We start from the raw sequence: 23,078 nt of genomic DNA, 5'->3' as shown, positions 1-23,078 counted from the left end.
GCGACGAACGCCACGGCCGCCTGGCATGTTGAGGCGAACGGGCGCTAATCACTTCGCCGCTACTCCCCCCGACGCACCCGAAGAAAGACGCTGTACTCGATCTGGAAGAACAGATCCACCGCATCTGGAACACCGATGTCTGCCCATTGATGGAGGAGGCGTTGCGGTGTTACCACGCCGGCGCCCTTCGCGCTGCCATCGGACAGACCTGGATCGCCGTCGTAGCTGACCTGACCGAGAAGATCGTCCGCCTGGCCGACGAAGGAGACGGCGACGCCAACGACTTCCACACCCAATTGGAGAGCGCTCAAGCGGCAGGCCTTGCGACCGACGGCGTCACGAACATGCAGGCCATCGAGCGCAGCATTCTAGATATCGCGGCAAAGATGGAGCTGATCGACACCATCGCCGCTCGCGAGCTCGAGCGGCTACGCCAGGACCGACACCTGTGCGTGCACCCCTCTCTACGTCGACTGGGCGAGGCGTATCAGCCGCTGCCGGAAAGCGCCCGCGCGCACATGGCAACCGCTCAGGACTCCCTCCTCATCCACCCTCCCACCCAAGGCCGCAAGGTCATCGACGACTTCATGGCCCACGTGACCGAGCCGCAGTTTTCGACCAGCCCGGCCTATCTTCTGGGGGCCTTCTTCGCTCGGGTCCGACCCACCGCCCGACGCAAGATCGTTGATCTGGCAGCCAAACACGCCCTGGCCAAGCTTCCCGGACCGCCCGAGATCTCCCCCATCCTGTTGGCCGATCGCACGGCGGAATGCCTGCACGCCTTCACTACCGGCGATTCAGCCATAGTGGCGGCCTCGCTGAAGAAGTCCCTGGACCGGCTAAGCAAGGTCGATGGGCAGCAGCAACTACGGGCCGCCGCGCGCTTGGCCGAGCTGGACGCCTTCTGGGACCTGCTGGACGCGCCGCTCACCGCCCGGCTCGATGAGCTGATCGCTGGCTTGGCTCCTTCCTCTCCATGGGAGCTGTTGACACCAGACAATGCCGAGGCGCTGTCGGTGGTGCGTGTGACTCAGGCGCGTGCTGTACTGCCTCGGCTGGAGATCACCTTTGGCGCCTTGTCCGCAGTGAACCGAGCTCAGGTGATGGCCCGTCACGTGGCTCCCTACTTCGTTTCCTACGTGCCAGAGCTGTTGGCGCAAGCTCCGGGATGGCGGGGGGCGGAAGAAATCACCCGCACGGCTGTCGTCCCCTACGGTCCGCTGATGACCGTCGAGGATCTGCAAGCGGCACTGACCGCGTGGTCGGCTGATGTTGACTGTCGCACTGCGGGCGGGATGCGTAACCTGGCGGTGAAGCTCTATCGCGTGACCGCGCACCTACGCTCGGTCGACCAGGAGGTGTGGGAAGCCTTCCTTACAGACGTGCGCGCGCTGGAACCAGAGCAAAGCATGTACCGCTACACGGAACTAGAAGCCGCGATGAGTCCTTGATCAGCGGGTCAGTGCGTCGATGTGCCGACAACAGCCAGTATTCCACCGTCAGCGTTGATGGCCGGCTTCAGCACCAATCCCCATGCGATCGGATGTAATTATCGGCAAGCGCAAGGTGCACACTGGAAGCACTTATAAGGCCGTGAGCTGGCCGGATGATATTTCCGTCAGGCGCAGTATCAGCGGTAGCTGCTTTCGGGGTTCTCCACAGTGAACCACCGCTCGGCATGCTCTGACGAGTCGTAACCGTGGTGGCGGCCCTTGTACTGCCTGAGGGCTGCCTGCCATTGACTGAGGACGAGAACCACGTCGCTATTTTGCGGAAGAGTTTCCTCATCGAGCATATCGACAAAGGTATAGCTGGGGTCATTCTCGATGACCTTGCTTAGCTCGCTGAGGAGACGGTTGAGCATCTTGATCTTGAGGGTGTTGACGATACCGTCCTGCTTTTTCTTGGACAGTTCGGTCATCTCGCGGTGAGCGGCCTCTAGCATTGGGACGAGCCGGTCATAGGTTGCTGCCTGCTCGTCCGTCGGTGACGGCGAGGTACTATCTTTCTGTTTGACGCGGCGGGGCATGTGTTCTCCTACTTCGGGAGACGGCGGGTGAACTCGACGTGCTTCTTGCGCAATACCTCGATGGCGCGCCGCCCGGAGTCGAGTAGGGCGACCATGAGGTCGAGATCCGAGTCGTCCAGGCACAGGACCGCGCGGCGCTTGGACGAGTGCAAGTCGACGATGTTGCGCAGGACGCTGGCCTTGGGTGGATTGCGCGCAACGATCACACCGAAGCGGCCCATATCCTCCTCGTCGAGGTAGCGGTAGAGCTGATTGACGTGCTCCGTGTCGAGCGCGGCAACGTTCTTGAGCTCGAAGACGAGCTGGCGCGCGCCGTACTGGTCCCGAAGGTCGGTCAAGAACGGCGTCTTGCCGTCGTTGTGGAAGATGACGTCTCGGATGTGGGCACCGCTGATCGTTCGTTCCTGCTGGCCGGCAAGGTCAAGCTCGGGATAGAGCACGGAGGACAGGACGTCGAACACGAGCTCCTCGAATTTCTTGTCCGCTCCTTCGTCGCGGCCGGTCGGCAACGCTTTAATCTCGGAGACCTTCTTCTTGAGAGTCGCAAGTCTGAGCGGCGTGAAGAGAGGGTCTGGGGTGCAAATGTCGGCTGCGGCCTCGCGCTCCGCGACGTAGTTGCGGATGGTGTCGAAGTGCGCGCGATTGTAGGTGAGTACGTCCTGTTTGGCGACGACTCTGCGCGCGCGGCCTGGCGGCAGTACAAGTGGCGCGTAGGCGGTGTGGTAGTAGTCGCCGTAGTTAATCCAAGGTAGCCTGCGCAGGAGATTCAGGGGCGCAAGTAGGACAGGTGAGCCGTCTGCAGGGTTGCGTGGAAGGTGAGCATCGAACGGCCGCCAGTCGAGCGCTGCGGCGTCCCAACCCAAGAGACGGCGGCGGGTCGTCGGGATGCCCCAATCATCGCAGCGGCGCTCAGTGAACTCGCTGAGCCAGCGTTTGATGACTGAGGCAGTCAAATCGCTAATGCGATCCTCAGCGATGCCGGGCACGAGCAGCGAGAGGACCTCCAGGTGGTCCAGGCCAGCGGCTTGGAGCTGCGGGACCTGTCGGAACATGCGGATAATGCCGTCGATGGTGCCGGAACCGAGCGCTGAGCCTCGCTTAGAACCGGCGGCATAGCCCAATCCGAGTTCGGCCGGCTCGCTGACCTCTGAGAGAAGCATGCTTGCTCGGACGGCCTGTCCGTCGACGGCGTGCTTGCGGACTTCGTCTACGAAGCCGAGCAGGTGGGTGTGAAGCCGTCGGTACTCCGGGTCGTCAGACTTCCAGAGCAGGAATGGGTCGAGGTAGAGCGGGAGGTCTTCGCGTAGATGGGGGACGACGAAGTCCACCTCGTCTTGCCGGATCACTAGGCCGAAGACGTCGCTAAGGCGCGGGTTGAAGATACCGACGACGGGATCAACCTTGTCGCCGACCGCTGCCATGTCTCTCAACCTTTCATCACTTCGCTGCGAGGCTACGCTAACGGAGAGCCCCGACATTTTCCGGTGGGCCAACCCCCGGTCTTCCGCCGCTGCACGCGGCGGCGCAGCGGGACCTCCAACGCTGATCTACAACTGGAGTATCAATCAGCAGGCAGTCCTGCTGGATGACAACGTCGTGCACGGCGTCCCGACCCGTATGGAAACCACTCCTTTCGACACTGCCCGTCAAGGGCCCCTGCTCAGTGGCCAGTGGGGTGATCGCCATGCTTTAGACCGCGCCTGCCTCTGACCCGCTTCCCACCAGCTCGCGAGGATTGGGAAACCTTCCCTCCCGCTCTATGAGCCAGCGAGCCAGATACAACCACACCGCTCGTACACCACCGGCTCGCCCATCTTGCTGCCCTCCAAGGCGCCAGCGCAAATCGAACGTAAAATAGCACGGTCTAGGAATGCTACCCACCCCACGGTTGCTCGCCGGATGCTCTTCGGTATCTGATACGGCATACCACGGGATGACATTCTTGGGCATTTTTAGTGACGGCATTTGCGGACAGCGTGATACATTGAGAAGCATTTCGGCATGGGCTGGCATAATATCTGCCGACTTGATGACACGGGTAACAACCGGGTACGCGCGCTTATGGGTGGGATCGCGGCGATCGGCCACGACGGCGCGGTACGGGTGGGCTTCACACACCTCAACCACTCAAAGAAGCTCCCGACGCAGACGGTCTGCGCCCTCACGTGCTGAGTTGCCGCTCGGTGATGCGAGCTTTGAGGGTGAGATCGCGGCGATCGGCCACGACGGCGGGATACGGGTGGGCTTCACACACCTCAACCGCTCAAGTAGCTCTCCCAGCGGCCGGCTACTCGTCCGGCCGGACGCGAGAGCCCTATCGGGGCAGTTCGTGCAGTCGTCCTTGCCGGGTCGGGGAGGGATGTCAGTGACAGCGTGTCTGGCGCTAGTGGCTTTCTAGGGTGTGGGGGGGTGCGAAGACTTGGAGGGAGGAATCCGGGCGGTGAGGGACCGCCGGTTGGTCCTGGATTACAGGGAGAAGCATGGGCAAGTACGATCACCTGTTCATCGAGCACATGCTCGAATGCGGAGACGACCTCGTCAACGAGGGCGCCGCGGCAGGAGGGGAACGCCCCGCCAACATCAGCAGCCCGTTCGGGCTGATGCGCGGCATCGACGTCGATCTCAGCAAGGTGCACATGGCCTTCAGCTGGATCAACCCCACGTCGGAGAAGGTGCACTGGGTGAACGACCACGAGCACACCTACGACGAGGTGCTGATGTGGATGGGGAGCGATCCCGCCAACATCCACGATCTGGGGGCGGAGCTGTACCTCGACATCGAGGGTGAGCGTCACACGGTGACGACCACGGGCGCGGTGTGGATCCCGGCCGGGACGCGGCACTGCCCGCTCGGCTTCACCTACGTCAACCGGCCGTTCACGTTCATCGCGCTGTCGCTGAACCCGGCGTACGCGTCCGACGAGAACGTGCCGCGGCCGGCCCACAGCTGAGCCTTGGCAGGCCACGGGCCGGACGGAGCACATTCCGTCCGGCCCGTTTCCCTGTGCGGCGCCTGTGTGACGCGTCCGCCCCGGTTCCACGTGGGGGGCCGGGGCGGACGGCGACGGGTGGCCCCGCGGCCGCCCGCCCCGGTACGGCGCTAGGAGAGCGCGGCCTCGATCGGGCCGTGTCCCGCGCCGGTGGCGTGGAGCGCGGTGGTGATCTCCGCCAGGTCGTCGGCGGTGAGGTGCAGGTCGGAGGCGTCCTGCCACCCGTCGACCTGGCCGGGGGTGCGGGCGCCGACGATCGCCGCGGTGACGCCGGGGCAGGCGGTGGTCCAGGCGATGGCGATCGTCGCGACGGAGACGCCGTACCGCCGGGCGATCGGGCGCAGCGCTTCCTGGAGGGCGAGGTTGCGTTCCAGCGCGGGCGCCCGGAACTGGGCGGACCGGGAGCGCCAGTCGTCGTCCGGCAGCGCGGCGGCCCGCTCGGCGGTGAACGTGCCGGACAGCAGCCCGGACGCCATCGGGCTGTAGACGATCACGCCGGTGCCGTGCGCGGCGCACCAGGGGATCACGTCCGCGGCGGCGTCCCTGTCGATGAGCGACAGGGGCGGTTGCAGGGACGCGACGTGCCCGACGGCCTCGCAGCGTTCCAGCAGGTCGACGTCGAAGTTGGACACGCCGGCGTGCCGGACCTTCCCTTCCTTGACGAGGTCGAGGACGGCGCCCCAGGACTCCTCGATCGGCGGCCCGTCCGGGTCGGGGTCGTGGATCTGGTAGAGGTCGATGTGGTCGACGCCGAGGCGGCGCAGCGAGGCGTCGCACTCGCGTCTGATCGACTCGGGGGTGAGGTCGTTGCTCTCGACGCCGTTCTCGTCCCAGACCAGGCCGCACTTGGTGAACAACAGGGGCCGGTCGGCCGGGGGCAGCGCGGCCAGGGCCCGGCCGACCACCTTCTCGGCGTGCCCGAACCCGTAGACGGCGGCGGTGTCGATCCAGTTGACGCCGCGGGTGATGGCGTGGTGGATGGCGGCGATCGACTCGTCGTCGGACTGCGTGCCCCAGCCCATCAGCCCGGGGCCGCCGACGGCCCAGCTTCCGAACCCGACGGTGGTGATCGCCATGCCGGTGCCGCCCAGCTCGCGTGTGCGCATGTCAGTACTCCTTTCGATAGGGGCGCGCCGACTCGGGCGCGACGACCGGCAGGACGAGCCGGGACAGGTACGGGCCGGCGTGGTGGACGCTCTGCAGGGCGCTGGTCATGTCGGCGGACGTGCCGGGGAGCCCGCCGGTGTTGGGGTTGCGGTCGAAGTGGGGGAAGTTGCTGCTCGACACCTCCAGCCGGATGCGGTGCCCGGGCTGGAACACGTTGCTGGTGGAGCCGAGGTCGATCCGGTACTCGACGACCTCGCCGGGGGTGAGCAGCCGCGGCTCGCTGGTCGAGTCGCGGTAGCGTGCCCGGATGATGCCGTCGACGAGGTTGCGCGCGTAGCCGCCGGGGCCGACGTCGACGAGCTTGGCGGTCCAGTCGGTGTCGGTCGCCGTGCTGGCGGCGTGCAGCACGACCGTGACCGGGCCGGTGACGTCGAGGGGTTCGGTCAGCGGCTCGGAGGTGTAGACGAGGATGTCGGTGCGGGCCTCGATGGGACGCTGGTCGTACACGCCGCCCCGGGTGTAGACGGGGTTGCAGCACAGGGCGCCGCCAAGGGTGGGGACGGGGTTGCGCGGGTTGTAGACGAAGCTGTCCGGGGGCTGGCCGAACGTCGGCCGCTCGCGGCGCAGTTCGCCGTCGCCGTGCAGCGTGTTGGCCCGGCCGCCGCTGTGCAGGTGCCAGTCCTGGTATTCGGTGCCGGGCAGCGGCCAGGAGTCGGCCACCCGCCATTCGTCGGCGCCCATGGTGAACAGCAGGACGGGAGGTTCGCCGGCGATGCCGTCGTCGCCGTCGCGCAGCCAGGTGTCGAACCAGCGGAGCTGCATGCCGTCGGCGTCGATGGCCGGGCCGGTCGCCCGGCCGCCGAAGTTCCACTCGCCGACCGGGTTGCCGCTGAAGAGGCCGGCGTGCGGCCACGGGCCGATCAGCAGCCGCTGCCGGTCGCGTACGGCGGCCGGCCCGTGCGCGCGCATGCCGGCGAAGTTGGCGAGCGTGCCGCCGAGGAAGGTGTCGTACCAGCCGCCCATGTTGAACGCGGCGACGTTGAGCTCGGGGTAGGCGCGGGAGACGTCGAGGCGTTCCCAGAACTCGTCGTAGCCCGGGTGGCGCAGCCATTCCCGGTAGTACGGGGCGATGGTGTCCAGGTACGGGTGGTCGTCGAGGGGGAGGACGTTCGCCGTGTCGGGCAGCCGGTCCGCGGCGTCGACCAGCGCGGCGCGGATCTCGGCGGGGACGGACGGGTCGCGGGCGGCGTTGTGGGCGGCGAGGGACAGCGTCCAGCCCAGGCTGAAGCTGAGCTGGAAGGCCCCGCCCCGGTAGACCCAGCCGTGGTGGTAGCTCGACGCGGTGACGTTCGGCGCGATGGCCTTGAGCGCCGGGTGTCCCGACATCGCGGCCTGCCACTGGGTGACGCCGTCGTAGGAGCCGCCGAACATCCCGACGTTGCCGTCGCACCAGGGCTGCGCGGCGATCCAGTCGATCGAGTCGTAGCCGTCCTCGCGTTCGTTGACGAACGGGACGAACTCGCCGCCGGACGCGCCGCGCCCCCGGACGTCCTGCATGACGACGGCGTACCCGGCCGAGGCCGCGCGCAACGCGAACGTGCCGTACATGCCGAGGCCGGTGCGGTCGTAGGGGGTGCGGAAGACGAGGGCGGGGCACCGCTGCCCGGTCGGGCGGTACACGTCGGCGCGCAGGATCACGCCGTCGCGCATGGGGACCGCGAGCATGCGGTCGATGGTGATCGACTCAGACATCGGCGGCCAGCCAGTGGTCGATGACGTTGCGGGTGACCCGCGACAGCCCGTTGTCGTAGCCGTTCGCCGACAGCCCGCTGCTGTAGGAGATCGAGCCGGTGGAGAAGACCGAGCCGCCGCCGCGGGTGCGGAAGTAGACCATGTCGGAGCGGACGCGCGGGTTCTCCGTCGCCCCCTCCCCCGGGTTGGTGCCTCCCAGCTCCTCGATCACGAACTGGTAGCTGTCGCCGAGCCCTTCGGAGGTGGCGAGGACGATCGCGTCGGGCGGGCTGCCGAGCGCGAGGTCGTAGCGGTCGATCTCGTTGCCCACGGCGCCGCCGTCGATGAGCCCGGCGTCGGCGAAGACCTCCGGCACGCCGTCCAGCAGCGTGGCCGCCAGGTCGCCGTCGTGGTCGGGGCCGGCGCGGTAGCGTCCGCCGGGGCTGCCGCCCTGCGCGCTGAACCCGACGCCGAACAGCTTCTGCGGCGGGCGGTTGCGGCCGGCCCACAGGCCGCCGCGCTCGCCGGTGGTGGCGTGGTGCTCCTCGCCGGGGCGGACCTGCCAGCTCCGGGTGCCGGTCAGGCCGCGGCGCAGCTCCATGACGTGCGGCAGCTCGGGGTGGAAGGAGACCACCCAGTAGTAGCCGTTGCCGCCGATGTAGGCGAAGTTGCCGCCGCCGTCGACGTAGGTCTCGATGGCGTCGAGCATCCGCGCCGACGCGTACTCCGGGTGCGAGCCGCTGATCACCCCGCGGTAGCGGCCGAGCAGCTCGGCGCCCTCCGCGTGCAGGTCGTGGTCGGTGATCACGTCGAACGCGTAGCCCATCTCGGTGAGCCAGTCGACGATGTACAGGTCGCTGGCCAGCATGAACGGCGACAGGTGGATGCTGAAGCCCGGCGCGAGCGTGAGGATCGGCCGCCGCGCGGACGAGTGGCACACCCCGCTGCCGTCGGTGTGCCGGGCGTACATCGAGTGGCCGAGGTCGTAGCGCTGTTCGAGGAAGGCGGTGCCCTGCGGGACGACCGGCACGTAGCCGAGGCCGCGCTCGTTGGCGTAGGCGAGATAGGTGCAGGTGGGCAGCATCAGCGCGATGTCACCGGTCGCGGTGCCCCGCGGGGGGCGGACCACGAACGGGATCGCGCGCTCGCAGGAGCCGTCGGCGGCGGCCACCCGCAGCGCGTACACGCCGCTCGGCAGGCCGTCGGGGACGGTGAGCTCGTGGCCGGGCTCCCAGCCACTGTCGGCGAGCTCGTCGTCGTGGAAGTGGATCGCGCCGTAGCCGCGCGGGTCGTGGGCGTAGTGGTCGGCCTCGCCGGTGTAGTGCCGCCCGGTCACGCCGCGCACCGGCATGTTGACCAGCCGCCCGTCCAGTTCGGGACGGCCGGCGCAGGGCACGGTGAGCGAGGCGGCGGTCCTGGCGCCGTCCTGCGGGCCGAACCACCAGCGCAGCGGGGCGTCCGGCTCGCCGGACACCGCGGCGACCAGCGCCTCCCTGTCGAGCGGGCGCGACCACAGCCCGGGGCTCTCGATCTTGCCGTTGTAGTGCGCCGCGTCCGGGGTGAGCGCCGCGAACAGCAGCTCGCCGCCGCTGGCGGGCGCGAAGGCGGCGTCGGCGTGCCGCTCGGCCACCTGGGGGCGGTCGTCCACGACCGCCGGGCTGAGCCGGCTGTTGACGCTGTTGACGAGCGGGCGCGTGACGAGCACGACCGCGCCGGTCGCCGGATCGTGGCTCGCGCCCACGCCGTGCCAGAGGTGGAGTCCGAGGGGGGTCTCGATCCGCGTCGCGGTCTCGCGGGCGCCGTCGCCGAGCCACAGCGTCAGCCGTCCGGCCTCGTCCAGGCCGAGGGCGTAGCCGCGCGGGCCGTCGCCGTCGCTCCAGCGGGCCACGATCGTCTGCCTGCCGCCGGTGACGCAGGTCGGGTAGACGGAGGCGACGACGGCGAACCCTTCGCCGCCCGCGGTGACGCCGTCCGGGTCGGGGACGGCGATGTGCGAGCCGAGCCTGGTGGTCTGCGCCCGGCCGCGATGGCGGCCCTGCCACACGTCCGGGACGGTCTCGACGCGGACGCCGGGGCCGGCGGGGTTGTCGTCGACGTGCCGCAGCCGCACCAGCTCGGTGGTGTACTCCTCGACGCCCTCCGCGCTGACCATGAACGCGATGGGGTCGCCCGGCGCGGCGCTGATCCGGTCGGCGTACCCGAGCAGGGCCGGGTCGTCCAAGGTCAGCTCCGGGCCGTCGACCGCGTCCGTGGGCGGCTCCCCCCATCCGAACACCGCGTGCAGCTCGCGGCGTAGGCACGCCTCGCGTGCCTCGGCGAGGACCGTGAAGCGGCGCCGGTCGGCGAGCCGGTAGCGGTCGCCGCGGCGCGCGGGCTGCCGGGCCAGGCACCACTCCCGGCCGGGGACGGACTCGTAGACGGTGACGCGTTCCGCCGGTGGCCTTCGGCCGAGGAACCGTAGCACCCAGGAGAGCGGCTCGCGATGCTCGGCGTCGGGGTCGCGCGTCCAGTCCTTGATCAGGTCTTCGGTGATGAGAGAACGGAGCAGTCCGGCGCGGCGCTCGTCGAACCGGGCCTGGATCTTCGCGGTAGAGGACTCCATATCGTGAAGTTAGGCAGTCGGCCGTGGTGCGGGGAGCGACTCAGGTCGGCAGCTTTGTCACTGAAGGCAGACGCTCGCCGCGCCGCCGGACCGGCGTGTGTGCCGCGTTCTGCGCGGGCCCCGGGCCCGCCATGCCGCGGCGCCGGAACTCCCCCGGGCTCATGCCGACCTCGCGCTTGAAGAACCGCCCGAAGTAGGAGGGGTTGTCGAAGGAGAGCCGCTGGGAGACCTGCGCGATGGTGAGGTCGGTGTGCGTGAGCAGCCGCTTGGCCTCGACGGTCAGGGCCGTGCGTATGATCTCGGCCGGTGTCTTGCCGGTCGTGCGCCGCACCACGTCCGCCAGGTGCTTGGGCGTGATGCCGATGCGGTCGGCGTACCCGCGCACGGTCTGCTCGTTGAGCAGCTCGTCGCTGACCAGCCGCAGGTAGCGCCGGGCCAGCGCGGTGCTGCGGTCCTCGACCATGCTGGTGTTGGCGTCGCTGTGCAGCCGCCGCATCTCCACCAGCAGGATGTGCAGGTACGACTGGAGCACCGAGACGTCCGCGCCGCCGGGCCGCCGGTATTCGCGGTACAACGCGGTGAACAGCGCCATGATGGGCTCGACCTGGTCGTCGTCGAGGTGCAGGGCCCGCCCGATGCCGAGCGGGTCCAGCGTGAGCGACTGCCGGGGCGAGACCCGGTCGCCGTACTGGGCGGCCAGGAAGTCTTCCAGGAAGACGACGACGAACCCCTCGATCGGCGTGCGGCGCTCCCAGAACTGCACCTGCCCCGGCGCCACGAAGTACAGCGTCACCGGGTTCAGCTCGTACGGCACGAAGTCGATGACCTGGGTGCCGGAGCCGCTGGTGACGCAGACCATCTCGTAGAACTCGTGGCGGTGCGGGAACGACGCGTACGACCAGGGGGCGAGCTCGGCGAACGATCCGATCGCGAATCCGGGCGGTCCGGACGCGATCAGGGGGTCGTCGAAGCGGTGCGTCGGCAGGAACGCGCGCTCGGGATGCATGGTGGTGCTCCTCCAGCGGTACGGCGTCTGTCACTCACGCGAAACGGACGGCTCCCGCTCCCCCGGCCCGGCGGCGCCCGGCGGGGAGGCGGACGCGGGCGCGGCGTCCGGGTCGAGTCCGGGGTTGGCGGCCAGCAGGGTGCGCGTGTACTCGTGCCCCGGGGCCGCGGTGATGGTCTCGGGCGGCGCGACCTCGATGAGCCTGCCGTTCTTCATGACGCCGACGCGGTCGGCGATCGACAGGACCAGGCTCAGGTTGTGGGTGATGAACAGGTAGGCGAGGTCGCGTTCGCGGCGCAGGTCCAGCAGCAGGTTCATCACCTGCCCCTGAACCGAGACGTCCAGCGCCGAGGTCGGCTCGTCGGCGACGATCAGCTTCGGCTCCGGGGCGATCGCGCGGGCGATGGCGACGCGCTGCCGCTGCCCGCCGGAGATCTGCGCCGGGATCCTGTCGATGATCGAGGCGGGCAGCCCGACCTCCTCCAGCAACTGCTCCACGCGCCGCCGCAGCGCGGGCCCGCGCAGGTCGGTCAGCTCGCGCAGCGGCTCGGCGATGATCCGGCCCACGGTGTGCCTGGGGTCGAGCGAGCTCTGCGGGTCCTGGAAGATGAGCTGGACGTCGCGGCGGAACGCGCGCACGTCGCCCTCCAGGCCGCGCGTGGTGTGCCGGCGGCCCGCGACGGTGATGACGCCCTCGTCGGGGTCGTCGAGCGCGGCGACGAGCTGCCCGAGCGTGGTCTTGCCGCTGCCGGACTCGCCGACCAGCCCGAAGAACTCGCCCGGCCTGATCGACAGGCTGACGCCGTCGACGGCGGCGTGCTCCTCGCGGCGGCGGAACCCGAGCAGGGCGCCACGCCGCCGGCCGCGCGCGGTGAACGTGCGGCGCACGTTCTCGACGACCAGCAGCGGCTCGGACCCGCCTTCCCGCGCCGGCGCCGGGCTCGCGGCGCCGGCAGGAGCGTCGGCGGTGGCGACGCCGGCAGGGGCGTCGGCGGCGGCTGAGGGGAACGGCAGCGGGACCGGTCCGCTTCCGGGGTTCCAGCAGGCGACCTGCCCTTCCCCGTCCACGGCGGCGAGCGGCGGCTCGTCCGTGCGGCAGTCGTCGACCGAGTGGCGGCAGCGCGGGGCGAACCGGCAGCCGGGGAGCTCCTCGGCCGGGCCGGGCACCGAGCCGGTGATCGTCGGCAGGCCGTCCGGGCGGCGCACGCCGATCCGCGGCACGCACTCGACCAGCGCGCGGGTGTACCGGTGCCGCGGGGAGCGCAGCACCTCCGCCGCCGGGCCGACCTCGACCAGCCGCCCGGCGTACATGACCGCGATCCGGTCGGCGATCTCGGCGGCGACGCCCATGTCGTGGGTGATGAAGACGCAGGCCATCTGGTGTTCGCGCTGCACGCTGCGGAACAGGCGCAGGATCTCGGCCTGGGTGGTGACGTCGAGGGCCGTGGTCGGCTCGTCGGCGAGCAGCAGGTCGGGCCCGGAGATCAGCGCCATCGCGATCATGACTCGCTGCTGCATGCCGCCGGAGAGCTGGTGCGGGTAGAGGTCGGCGATCCGCTCGGGGTCGTCGAAGCCCATCTCGCCCAGCAGTTCGTACGCCCGGGCGCGGGCCTGCTCCCGCAGGTCGGCGCGATGGCCGGCCCCGCCGGGGTGGTACGCCTCGACGAGCTGGGCGCCGATGCGCCGGGTGGGGTTGAGCGAGTCCAGCGCCTCCTGGAAGACCATGCCGATGCGGCGTCCCCGGAAGGAGCGCATCTGCTCGGGCGTCAGCGCCACGAGGTCGACGTCGTCGAGCCGGACCTGGCCGGTGGTGCGGACCGGCGCGACGAACTCCAGCAACCGGATGATCGACAGGGCCGTCACCGTCTTGCCGCTGCCGGACTCCCCGACCACGCACAGCGTCTGCCCCGCCTCAAGGCTCAGCGAGAGCTCGTGGACGAGCTTCACTCCGTCGTCGCCGGTGAGAACTCCGACCGAAAGGCGATCGATCTCCAGTAGTGACACGTGCGTCATCCCTTCAGGCGCCCGGCGTGGCACACCGCCGGACGATCCTCCGTCAAGGATCTCCGCAGGACAAGGGGTTGCCCCGGATCCATACCAACCGTTTAGTCTCAGTCAAGCGGCCGCGCGAAGTGGCAAGGATCTCTCCGGTGAAGTTCGCGTGAGTGACAGAACTTCCGTCGTCGACGCCTACTCCGGGCCTTGTCGCGGCGGCTAGCTTGAGCGGCCAAATTCGCCGACAAAAAGGCGCGAGGAGCCACGATGAACCTCCACCTGTCCCGCCATCCGAAGGCCGTCGTCGCCGCCGCGTTGCTGAGTTTAGTTCTGTCGGCGTGTGCCTCCCGCGCGAACGGGCCGGCCCAGAGCACCGCCGGCGCGGACGCCGGCGCCCCTGTCAAGGGGGGCGACATCACCGTGCGCCTGGCGCAGGATCCGGGCTCGCTGGACTCGGTGGTGAACGGCAACGTGGGCACCACCTACGTCGCCCACGAGGTCTTCGAGCAACTGGTGACCGTCGACGCGAACTACCAGCCGCAGCCGGTGCTCGCCGAGTCCTACAAGAAGGGCGACGACGGGCTCAGCTACACGTTCGTGCTGCGCAAGGGCCTGCAGTTCTCCGACGGGACCCCGCTGAATGCCTCCGACGCGGCGGCCTCGCTGAACTACTGGGTGAAGGACGGCAGCTACGCGGCGTCGCTGAAGCCGGTGCTGAAGGAGATCACCGCTCCGGACGACACGACCGTCCTCGTCAAGCTCAAGTCGCCGTTCGACCTGGTGGCGCTGATGGCCGCGAGCCATGGCTCGTTCATCCGCCGCGCCGCGGACATCGACGCCAAGGGGCCCACCGGCATCCCCAACGACAAGGCGATCGGCACCGGCCCGTACAAGGTCAAGTCCTGGACGCAGGGCGAGCAGATCGTGCTGGAACGCAACGACAAGTACAAGCCGCCGACGGGCACCTCCAGCGGGTACGCGGGCGCCAAGCGCGCGTTCCTGGACACGATCACCTACAAGGTCGTCGCGGACCAGGACGCCGTGCTGAACGGGCTGAAGACCGGCATCCTGGACGTCGCGGAGCCGTCCAACCCGCAGTACGACCAGATCAAGCAGGACCCGGACCTGAAGGTCGCGGTCGAGGGCGGTGGCACGATCCAGTTCGTGTCGCTCAACCACAACTCCGGCTCGATCTTCTCCAAGGCGGAGGCGCGTGACGCCCTGAACCTGGTCACCGACAAGAAGGCGATCATGGCGTCGCAGGGGGTTCCCGACCTGGTGTCGCCGAGCAACGGCGCGTTCGCCACGTCGACCAACAAGGCGATGTACTCCGAGGCGGGCAAGGCCAAGTGGGACCAGCACGACCCGGAGAAGGCGAAGCAGCTGTTCGCCCAGGCCGGCCTGCAGCCGGGCCAGACCGTCCGCATGATCACGACCGATGAGTTCCCGCAGTTCAAGGACGCGCTCATCGTCATCCAGAACGACCTCAAGAAGATCGGCATCAAGTCGAGCATCGAGAGCTACGACTTCGCGACCTTGATCGGCAAGAAGAACAACGAGCCCAACGGATGGGACGTTCTTGCCCTGATGGACGATGCCAACCCACCGGTGCCCGCGTACACCGATAACGTGAAAAACCTGGACAATTCCGGATATCCTCGCGACAAGCTCGACCCGCTGCTGGACGCCTACAACCGGGCGAAGACGCCGGAGGAGCAGCGGACGGCGATCGACACGATCCAGAAGTTCACCTCCGACAACCTGCCGACCATCACGCTGTACGCCGCGAAGGGCTACGTCGCGTACAACCCGAAGGTGCAGGGTTACGACGGTTGGGGGATGGAGTTCACCGATGTCTGGCTGAGGAAGTAGACGCCCATGCTGCTCGTCGTCCTACGCCGGCTCCGCGACCTGGTCGTCGTGCTGGCCGTCGTCGGCACGTTCCTGTTCTTCCTGCTGCGGTCGATCCCCGGCGACCCGGCCCAGGTTCTGCTGGGACTGAAGGCCACGCCGGACCAGCTCGCCCGGCTGCACGAGGAACTGGGCCTGACCGGGCCGTTGTATGAGCAGTATTTCCACTGGGTCGGCAACGTGCTGACCGGCGACTTCGGCACGTCCATCAAGTATCAGGCGCCGGTGCTCGACATGATCGCCGGCCACATCGCACCGACGCTCACCCTCGCGATCGCCAGCACGGTCATCAGCTTCCTGCTGACCGTGCTGGTCATCAGCTGGGTCACCGTGTCGCCGCACAGCTGGGTGGCACGGGGCGTCAACCGGGTCGCGCAGTTCGGCCTCGCGCTGCCGGAGTTCTGGCTCGCGCTCCTGGCCGTCTACGCGTTCGCGCTGGCGCTCGGCTGGTTCCCCACCAGCGGCTACACCCCGCTGTTCACCGACCCGGTGACCTCGGTCCCGCAGCTCGTGCTGCCGGTCGCGGTGCTCGTGGTGGGGCAGACGGCGTTCTTCACCATCACCATGGAGGAGAGCGTGCTCGGCGAGCTGACCCAGCTCTACCTGCGCACCGCGCGGGCCAAGGGGGTCACCGAGCGGCGCATCGCGCTGCGGCACGTGCTGCCGAACTCGATGCTGCCGGTGCTGACCGCCGTCGGGCTGAACTTCGCCTCGCTGATCGGCGGGGTGGTCGTCATCGAGAGCATCTTCGTCATCCCCGGGCTCGGCACGATGCTGCTCGGGGCCGTGTACGCGCGTGACTTCCCGCTCATCCAGGGCGGGGTCATGTTCATCGCGTTCCTCTTCGTGGTGGTGAACCTGCTGGTGGACCTCGCCTACTCCCTGGTCGACCCCAAGGTGCGTGTCTCGTGACGGCACTCGCCGGCGAGACGGCCGCGGCGCCCGCGCGGGCGCGGCGGCCGTCGTTCGCGCGCCGCAACCCGACGCTGGTGGTGTCCGGCGGGCTGCTCGGCCTGATCATCGTGCTGGTCGTGGTGCTGCCGTTCTTCCTGCCGGACCCGGAGGCCATCGACCCGGTGCAGCGGTTGCTGCCGCCGTCCCTGGACCATCTGATGGGGACCGACCGGTACGGCCGCGACCTGTTCAGCCGCTGGGCGTCCGCCGGGCGCGTGTCGATCGGGATGACCCTGCTGATCACCGTCTGCGCGGTGACCATCGGCACGTTCATCGGCCTGGTGGCGGGCTACTTCACCCGTGTCGGCCGCGTGATCATGCGGGTGGTGGACGCGTGGATGGCGTTCCCGTCGATCATCCTGGCGATCGTGTTCGGCGTCGTCATCGGCCCGGGCATGACCAGTGAGCTGGTCGCTGTGACGATCATCTTCACCCCGTACACGGCGCGGATCATCCGCAGCCGCGTGCTGGGCCTCGCGACCCGCGCGTACGTCAAGGCGGCGCGGGTCTCGGGGATGGGGCCGTGGAAGACGCTGGCCGTGCACATCCTGCCGAACACGCTGCCGCTGGCGGTGGTGCAGTGCGTGCTGCTGTCGGCGGGGGCGATGCTGATCGACGGGTCGCTGAGCTTTCTCGGTCTCGGCATCTCACCGCCCACGGCGACCTGGGGCAACATGGTCTCGGACGGACGGGTGTACCTTCAGGAACATCCCACGATGGTGCTTTTCCCCGGGTTGGCGATCGCCCTGTTCGTCTTCCTGCTGAACATCGCGGGGGCGAGCCTGCGCACGTTCGTCGACCCACGGGCGAAGCTGCTGTTCGCCCAGCAGCGGCGGCGCGGCCGCGCCGGGGGCCGCTGACTCCCCGTGGCCGCGGGCGGGCGACCGCCGGCGACCACGGGACACAAGAAAGGTGAAACGGAGTGACACGCACGACGAGCACGGCCACGGTCGAGACCGACCGTCCGAGCCGGTACGGCAAGCAACTGGTGAACCACCTGGGCCGCCACGAGGGCGGGGAGTGGTCGGAGGAGTCGAACTCGGGATGGATCGTGCTCGGCGCGGGCCGCACCGAGGTGACATGCGCCGAGGGGGCCCTTGAGCTGCGGCTGGACGGCGACGCCGACGGGATGGCCGGGCTGGAGGACGTCGTGGGACGGCATCTGGTCCGCTTCGGCGCCAAGGACGAGCTCGTCGTCCGCTGGGTCCGCGCCGACGGCACCCCCGGCACCGAGCAGGGCGCGGCGCCGACCGCCTGACGGCGCACCGCAGCCCTCCCACACGAAGGAACCGGCCGCGCGACCCCCCGAGGGGCGCGCGGCCGGTTCCGTGTGGAGGGAGGCCGGGTCAGCTCAGCCGCAGGGTGCGGCGGATCCAGGCCGCCTGGGCGGCGTTGGCGGCCCGCGACACCTGCGCCTCGGGCACGATGCCGTTGAAGCCGTGGAAGCCGCCGGCCCAGACGTGCAGCTCGGCCTGGCCCCCGGCGGCCCAGATCCTGGAGGCGTACTCCACCGCCTCGTCGCGGAACACCTCGGCCGCGCCGACCTCGATGAACGCGGGCGCCAGCCCGGACAGGTCCGTGGCCCGCGCCGGGGAGGCGTACGGGGACACGTCGGGGCCGCCGCGCCGGTCGGCGCCGAGCAGCGCGTTCCAGCCCGTGTAGTTGAAGCTGCGGTCCCAGATGCCGACCCCGTCGTACTGCCGGCTGGAGACCGTGTCGTTGCGGTCGTCCAGCATGGGGGTGATCAGGGCCTGCCCGGCCAGCGCGGGGCCGCCGCGGTCCCGGGCGAGCAGGGCGACGCCGGCGCTGAGGCCGCCGCCCGCGCTCGCCCCCGTGACCAGGATGCGCTCGGGGTCGACGCCCAGCTCGGCCGCGTTCTTGGCCATCCAGACGAGCCCGGCGTAGCAGTCCTCGACGGGCGCAGGGTCGGGGTGTTCGGGGGCGAGCCGGTATTCGGCGGAGACCCCGACGACGCCGTGCTCGGCGACCCAGTCCAGGACGGACCCGAGCGCGCCGAAGCGGCTGCCGAGGATCATGCCGCCGCCGTGGATGGCGTACATTCCTGGTGCGTCAGGTCGCGGGTTCTCGGGGCGCACGATGGTGACGGTGATGTCCGGCTCGCCCGGTGGGCCGGGGACGACACGGTCCTCGGCGGTGATCGGGCGGTCTCCGATCATGTCCTCGATGGGAGGCTGCCCGGCCGCGAAGCGCGCCCGGTAGGACAGGATCGTCTCCGGGACCAGCGGCTCGAACTCCAGCGCCTGCCGGAACATCTCCAGCCCGCCCACCAGCTCGGGGTCATAGGGAACTCGCGTCGTCATCGGCGCCCCTTTCGCGTGAATATCTGAAATCGTATGGGATAGGCGGCGGCGCGGGAAGACGATCAGCGCTACGCGTCCGGCAGGATGAGCGCGTACTTCGCCGGGTCGTCGTCCGGCACGGACGACCAGGAACTCTCCGGGTCCACTCTGCCCTTGTCGAGCCAGTACGGGGCCAGCGACTCGCGCAGCCGGTCCGCGCCGGCCCGCGCCAGCAGGTCGAACGCGCCGAGATCGTCGGTGATCTGCTCGGTGGTGCGCGCGCCGATGAGGACCGAGCACAGGTCCTCGTTGGTGAGCACGTACGCCAGGGCGAGCTGCGCCAGCGTGCCCCCCAGCTCCTCTGCCAGCGCCCGCAGCCGCGGCCTGGCCTCCTCGACGAGGCCGTGGATGCCGCCCGGGTCGTTGCCCGTGGGACGCCGCCGGGGGTTGCCGAGCAGGAAGCCGCCCTCCAGCGCGTCGGACGCCTGAACCTTCAGCCCGAGGTCGGCGATGACACCGCGGAACGGCTCCCCCTCGGCGATCGAGCGGCGCACCACGTTGTACTTGAGCTGCGCGAACGCCGGCGGGACCAGACCGGTCCGCTCCGCCGCCGCCGCGACCGCCCTGATCTCGGTGACCGACCAGTTGTTCACGGCCCAGTGGCGCACCCGGCCGCTCTCCACGAGCGCCGCCGCACCCTCGGCGATCACCTCGTACGGCACGTGCTCGCCCACCAGGTCGCCGAAGACCACGATCTCCGCGTGGTCGGTGCCGACGCGGAACACGGCCCGGTCGAACTGCGCGACGATGTCGTCCGCGGTGCCGCTGCGCTCCACCCAGCTCTTCACCTGCAGGACGTAGTCGTCCCGCGCGACCCCGGCGGCCTGGACGGCCCTGCCGAAGATGACGTCGGTGTGCGAGCCGACGTCGCCGAGATCGGCGCGGTAGACGCCGACGTCGAAGTAGGCCGCCCCGGCGTCCGCCGCGGTCCTGATGACGTCGACGGTCTCCTCGAACGGCGTGCGGTCCCACGTGTGCCAGGACCCCACGGTGAGCGCGGGGACCCGGAAGCCGTCGCCCCCGAGCGGGCGGGTGAACACCTTGGGCGTGTCGGATGCCATGTCGAGCCTCTCTCTGCTCAGATCTCTGCTCGGGCCGGGGCGTCCATCGCCGCCTCGTGGCCTGGTCGGGGGCCGAGGCCGGCCGTCTGCGCGGACGCGCCGGCCCCGGCGTCGTGCCCGCCGGTCAGATCGCTTCCGCGATCAGGACGCGCGGGCTGCCCGGGAGCGGGCGCGTCTCCAGCCATCGCCAGCCGGTCTCGGCCAGCCAGCCGCGCGCCACGTCCTCGGGGTAGACGACCGTTCCGTCCACGACCAGGTACTCGCCGGCCAGCAGCGGATCGATGCCGCGGCCGTCGGAGGCGTCGAGGAAGAAGTCGACGAGCAGGAGCCTGCCGCCGGGCTCGACGATCTCGCGGGCGCGGCGCAGGAAGGCGCGGTTGCCGTCGGCGTCGAAGCGGTGGGCGACGTGCTCCAGCAGCACCAGGTCGTAGGTGCCCTCGACCGGCTCGGTGCGCGGGTCGGCGGTGCGCAGCTCGACCCGGTCGCGGTAGCGCTCGTCCACGCTGTCCGGATCCGTGGCCTCCGGTGTCACGAACGTCGCGCGCAGCCGCGGGTTGCGGGCCGCCGCCTGGACCACGAACTCCACCGACAGCCCGGCGAGGTCGGCGATCCGCGTGTGCGCGCCGAAATCGTAGTGCTCGGCCAGCATGAGCGCGTGCAGCGCGTTGTAGGCGCCCACCCCGTTGTGGAACAGCTCCGGGCTCACGGAGAGGGCCGGGTCGAACGGCGAGGGGGCCGCGGCGCGCACGGAGTTCGTGTAGGAGCGCCAGTGCGGGTAGCTGATGGCGTCCCAGAACGCCAGGAAGGCCCGCAGGTCCAGGGTGTCCTTCCCGCCCGCCAGGTAGGCGTCGGCCGCGGCCTCGTTCCGGTACCGGCCGTCCTCGAAGGCGAGCAGGCCGAGGCCGGTCATGGCGTCGGCGAGGATCCGGGCGGACCGCTCCGGTATCCCGGCGCGGCCGGCGAGCTCGGCCGCGGTCAGCGGGCCGTCGGCCAGGGCGGCGAAGAGGCCGACCTCTCCGGCGGCGAAGAGCTGTTTGGCCGCCATGAAGCCGGTGGCGACGGAGACGATGGGGCTCGGATCAGGGACGGGCGTCGTCCTGGTGGGGGACATCGGGGACTCCTCGGCGGAATCGCGGTGAGCGGCCCGCGAGCGGGTCGCCGCCACGCGGAGAGCTCTCAAAAATCGTATACCATTTGATATACAGTTTGCCGTCCGGTCAAGGCATCGGCGTCACCTAATGTGTCACTGAGCCCGGCCGGAAGACGCACGCGCCCGTAATTCCACGGACCATCGGCCGATATCCAGCATATTCCGCCGTTAATGACATCTCGGCCGTCGCGAGTGACACATGAAATACCGTCTATTGATGTCGTATACGATCCGCGATACCTTCTGGGAACCCCCCACATGGGGCCGCTGACACGGGTTGGGCGGTGTCCCGCCCTCTTCCCCGGCGTAGCAGGGAAAGGGGCTCTCAGTGAATCGAATAAAGCTCCATCGACGAATGCTCATCGCGTCGGCCGCACTCCTGATGATAGTCGCGACCGCGTGCAGCACCTCTAATTCGAATGGCGGCGGCGGCGGTGCCGCGAAGGCGCCCGGCGCAAAGGCGGGAGTCGTCAAGTACGCCCTGCCGCCCGGCTCCCCGCCGAACTGGATCTGGCCGTTCCCCGACCCGGCGCACCTGACGCCGGTGAACCTGCCGTTCCAGGAACTGATGTTCCGGCCGCTGTACTGGTTCGGCAAGGACGGCAAGACGGTCATCAACCCCGACAAGAGCATCGCCGAGCTGCCGCAGTACAGCGCGGACCGCAAGACCGTGACGATCAAGCTCAAGCCGTACAACTGGTCGGACGGCACGCCGCTCAGCGCGCAGAACGTCCTCTTCTGGATCAACATGGCCAAGTCCCAGAAGAGCAAGCTCGGCATCTACGTGCCCGGCTACATCCCCGACAACATCGCCGCGGCCAAGGCCACCGACGAGAAGACCGTCGTGCTCACGCTGGACAAGGCGTACAACACCGACTGGTACACCTTCGCCCAGCTCAGCCAGATCTTCCCGTTCCCCGAGGCGTGGAACGTCACCGGCCCCGGGAAGAAGGGCACGTGCTCGACCTCCGAGGACGGCTGCCCGCCGGTGTACGACCACCTGCTGGCGCAGGCGAAGGACCTGCCGTCGTACGCCACCAACCCGCTGTGGCAGGTGGTGAACGGGCCCTGGCGGCTGAAGAGCTTCGACACCACGGGCAACGTGACGCTGGTGCCGAACGACAAGTACTCCGGCCCGGACAAGCCGAAGATCAAGCAGTTCGTCTACGTGCCGTTCACCAGCGACTCGGCCGAGTACAACGTGCTGCGCGCCGGGCAGACCCTCGACGTGGGCTACATCCCGGCCAACGCGCTGCCGGGCGACAAGCCCGAAGGGGGCGACCCGCTGCAGCCGGGGTCCAACCCGATCAAGAACTCCTACGACATGGTCCCGGGCTTCCCCGGGTACGGCATCAGCTTCCTGGTGCTCAACTACAACAACCCGACGCTCGGCCCCGTCTTCAAGCAGCAGTACTTCCGCCAGGCCCTCGCCTCCACCGTCGACCAGAAGGCGCTGCTGAAGGCCATCTACAAGGGCTACGGCGTGGAGACGACCGGGCCGGTGCCCCTGTACCCGGACAGCAAGTGGGTGCCGGACGCGCAGAAGAACTACGCCTACCCGTTCGACATCGAGGCGGCGAAGAAGTACCTGTCCGACAACGGCTGGACCGTGGTCCCCGGCGGCGCCTCGACCTGCGCGAAGCCCGGCACCGGGGCGGGCGAGTGCGGTGAGGGCGTCAAGCAGGGGCAGAAGCTGAGCTTCGAGTTCCTGTACTTCGCCGGCCAGGTGTCGCAGGACACCTACGCCCAGGCGCTGAAGTCGAACGCCGGCAAGGCCGGGATCGACATCTCGCTGCACCCCATGCCCGGCAACGTCCTCTCGGGCACGGTCGTGCCCTGCTCGGGACCCTCGTGCACATGGGCGATGTCTGCGGGCGGCTGGTACTACGTGTACTACCCCGGCGGCGAGATGATCTTCGGGAGCGGAGCCGGCGCGAACTTCGGCAGCTTCGGCGACCCCGAGCTCGACAAGCTGATCAAGGCCACCCACGAGGAGACCGGCGACCAGGCCATGCTCGACTACGCGGCCGCCGCCTCCAAGAAGCTGCCCGGCATCTGGACGCCGTTCGGCGCGGGCGTGACCGCCTACGCCAAGGGCCTGAAGGGGTACCTGCCGTCCAACCCGTACAGCTTCCTCAGCCCCGAGGACTGGTACTTCGAGTGACCGGCGTCGCGTCCTGCC

General features: G+C 69.3%; 17 protein-coding genes. 7 read left to right on the top strand and 10 right to left on the bottom strand.

The features are described 5' to 3' along the window. The first annotated feature begins 149 nt into the window (after positions 1-149). The gene (locus BJ982_RS13025) at positions 150-1,451 is read left to right on the top strand and encodes a hypothetical protein (protein ID WP_184879915.1); all 1,302 of its coding nucleotides are present in this window, start codon (positions 150-152) and stop codon (positions 1,449-1,451) included. Between the two features lie 179 nt (positions 1,452-1,630). Here BJ982_RS13025 and BJ982_RS13020 read toward each other — a convergent pair whose 3' ends face one another. Further along, a complete protein-coding gene (locus BJ982_RS13020; protein ID WP_184879913.1) occupies positions 1,631-2,029 on the bottom strand; it encodes a hypothetical protein in 399 nt (132 codons plus the stop codon). An 8-nt stretch (positions 2,030-2,037) separates the two neighbouring features. Then, positions 2,038-3,450, bottom strand: a complete 1,413-nt coding sequence (locus BJ982_RS13015; RefSeq protein WP_184879911.1) for a DUF8370 family protein — start codon at positions 3,448-3,450, stop codon at positions 2,038-2,040. Between the two features lie 1,059 nt (positions 3,451-4,509). On the opposite strand from BJ982_RS13015, the gene BJ982_RS13010 reads away from it, so the two are divergent. Continuing rightward, positions 4,510-4,980: a hypothetical protein gene (locus tag BJ982_RS13010; protein ID WP_184879910.1), complete on the top strand. Its 471-nt coding sequence runs from the start codon at positions 4,510-4,512 to the stop codon at positions 4,978-4,980. Between the two features lie 149 nt (positions 4,981-5,129). Here the strand turns inward: BJ982_RS13010 and BJ982_RS13005 are convergent, their stop codons facing one another. Genes BJ982_RS13005 through BJ982_RS12985 form a run of 5 tightly spaced genes read right to left on the bottom strand, consistent with a single transcriptional unit; the run spans position 5,130 to position 13,469 of the window. Next, the gene (locus tag BJ982_RS13005; RefSeq protein ID WP_239123069.1) at positions 5,130-6,125 is read right to left on the bottom strand and encodes an aldo/keto reductase; all 996 of its coding nucleotides are present in this window, start codon (positions 6,123-6,125) and stop codon (positions 5,130-5,132) included. A gap of 1 nt (position 6,126) precedes the next feature. Further along, entirely contained in the window at positions 6,127-7,878 is a 1,752-nt protein-coding gene (locus BJ982_RS13000) for a CocE/NonD family hydrolase (protein ID WP_203959165.1), read from the bottom strand. Further along, positions 7,871-10,459 (bottom strand): N,N-dimethylformamidase beta subunit family domain-containing protein, encoded by a 2,589-nt coding sequence (locus tag BJ982_RS12995; protein WP_184879908.1) that lies wholly within the window; start codon positions 10,457-10,459, stop codon positions 7,871-7,873. The genes BJ982_RS13000 and BJ982_RS12995 overlap by 8 nt, the downstream gene beginning before the upstream one ends. 40 nt (positions 10,460-10,499) lie before the next feature. Beyond that, positions 10,500-11,465 (bottom strand): AraC family transcriptional regulator, encoded by a 966-nt coding sequence (locus BJ982_RS12990; protein WP_184879906.1) that lies wholly within the window; start codon positions 11,463-11,465, stop codon positions 10,500-10,502. Positions 11,466-11,495: 30 nt separating this feature from the next. Next, the gene (locus BJ982_RS12985) at positions 11,496-13,469 is read right to left on the bottom strand and encodes a dipeptide ABC transporter ATP-binding protein (RefSeq protein WP_184879904.1); all 1,974 of its coding nucleotides are present in this window, start codon (positions 13,467-13,469) and stop codon (positions 11,496-11,498) included. Positions 13,470-13,727: 258 nt separating this feature from the next. Here BJ982_RS12985 and BJ982_RS12980 point away from each other — a divergent pair, with 258 nt between their 5' ends. From BJ982_RS12980 to BJ982_RS12965, 4 genes are all read left to right on the top strand, one after another. Continuing rightward, positions 13,728-15,332 carry an ABC transporter substrate-binding protein gene (locus tag BJ982_RS12980; RefSeq protein ID WP_184879902.1) on the top strand — a complete coding sequence of 535 codons (1,605 nt, stop codon included), beginning with the start codon at positions 13,728-13,730 and terminating at the stop codon, positions 15,330-15,332. 6 nt (positions 15,333-15,338) lie between these two features. Further along, positions 15,339-16,283 carry an ABC transporter permease gene (locus tag BJ982_RS12975; protein ID WP_184879900.1) on the top strand — a complete coding sequence of 315 codons (945 nt, stop codon included), beginning with the start codon at positions 15,339-15,341 and terminating at the stop codon, positions 16,281-16,283. Beyond that, positions 16,280-17,185, top strand: a complete 906-nt coding sequence (locus tag BJ982_RS12970; protein ID WP_184879898.1) for an ABC transporter permease — start codon at positions 16,280-16,282, stop codon at positions 17,183-17,185. The genes BJ982_RS12975 and BJ982_RS12970 overlap by 4 nt, the downstream gene beginning before the upstream one ends. 62 nt (positions 17,186-17,247) lie before the next feature. Next, the gene (locus BJ982_RS12965; RefSeq protein WP_184879896.1) at positions 17,248-17,583 is read left to right on the top strand and encodes a DUF2218 domain-containing protein; all 336 of its coding nucleotides are present in this window, start codon (positions 17,248-17,250) and stop codon (positions 17,581-17,583) included. A gap of 88 nt (positions 17,584-17,671) precedes the next feature. Here the strand turns inward: BJ982_RS12965 and BJ982_RS12960 are convergent, their stop codons facing one another. The 3 genes from BJ982_RS12960 to BJ982_RS12950 all read right to left on the bottom strand — a co-directional run bounded on the left by BJ982_RS12960 (position 17,672) and on the right by BJ982_RS12950 (position 20,857). Beyond that, complete coding sequence (locus BJ982_RS12960; protein WP_184879894.1) at positions 17,672-18,646, bottom strand: alpha/beta hydrolase; 975 nt, start codon at positions 18,644-18,646, stop codon at positions 17,672-17,674. A gap of 68 nt (positions 18,647-18,714) precedes the next feature. Continuing rightward, positions 18,715-19,746: an aldo/keto reductase gene (locus tag BJ982_RS12955; protein ID WP_184879892.1), complete on the bottom strand. Its 1,032-nt coding sequence runs from the start codon at positions 19,744-19,746 to the stop codon at positions 18,715-18,717. 124 nt (positions 19,747-19,870) lie between these two features. Next, a complete protein-coding gene (locus tag BJ982_RS12950) occupies positions 19,871-20,857 on the bottom strand; it encodes a methyltransferase family protein (protein ID WP_184879890.1) in 987 nt (328 codons plus the stop codon). Positions 20,858-21,251: 394 nt separating this feature from the next. Between BJ982_RS12950 and BJ982_RS12945 the strand changes: the two genes are divergently transcribed. Beyond that, entirely contained in the window at positions 21,252-23,060 is a 1,809-nt protein-coding gene (locus tag BJ982_RS12945; protein ID WP_184879888.1) for a peptide ABC transporter substrate-binding protein, read from the top strand. The last annotated feature ends 18 nt before the right edge of the window (positions 23,061-23,078 follow it).

The sequence above is a fragment of the Sphaerisporangium siamense genome, from assembly GCF_014205275.1.
Classification (GTDB): Bacteria; Actinomycetota; Actinomycetes; order Streptosporangiales; family Streptosporangiaceae; genus Sphaerisporangium; species Sphaerisporangium siamense.
The sequence above is the reverse complement of the archived record's forward strand: the minus strand, read 5'-3'. Positions and strand labels throughout refer to the sequence as shown.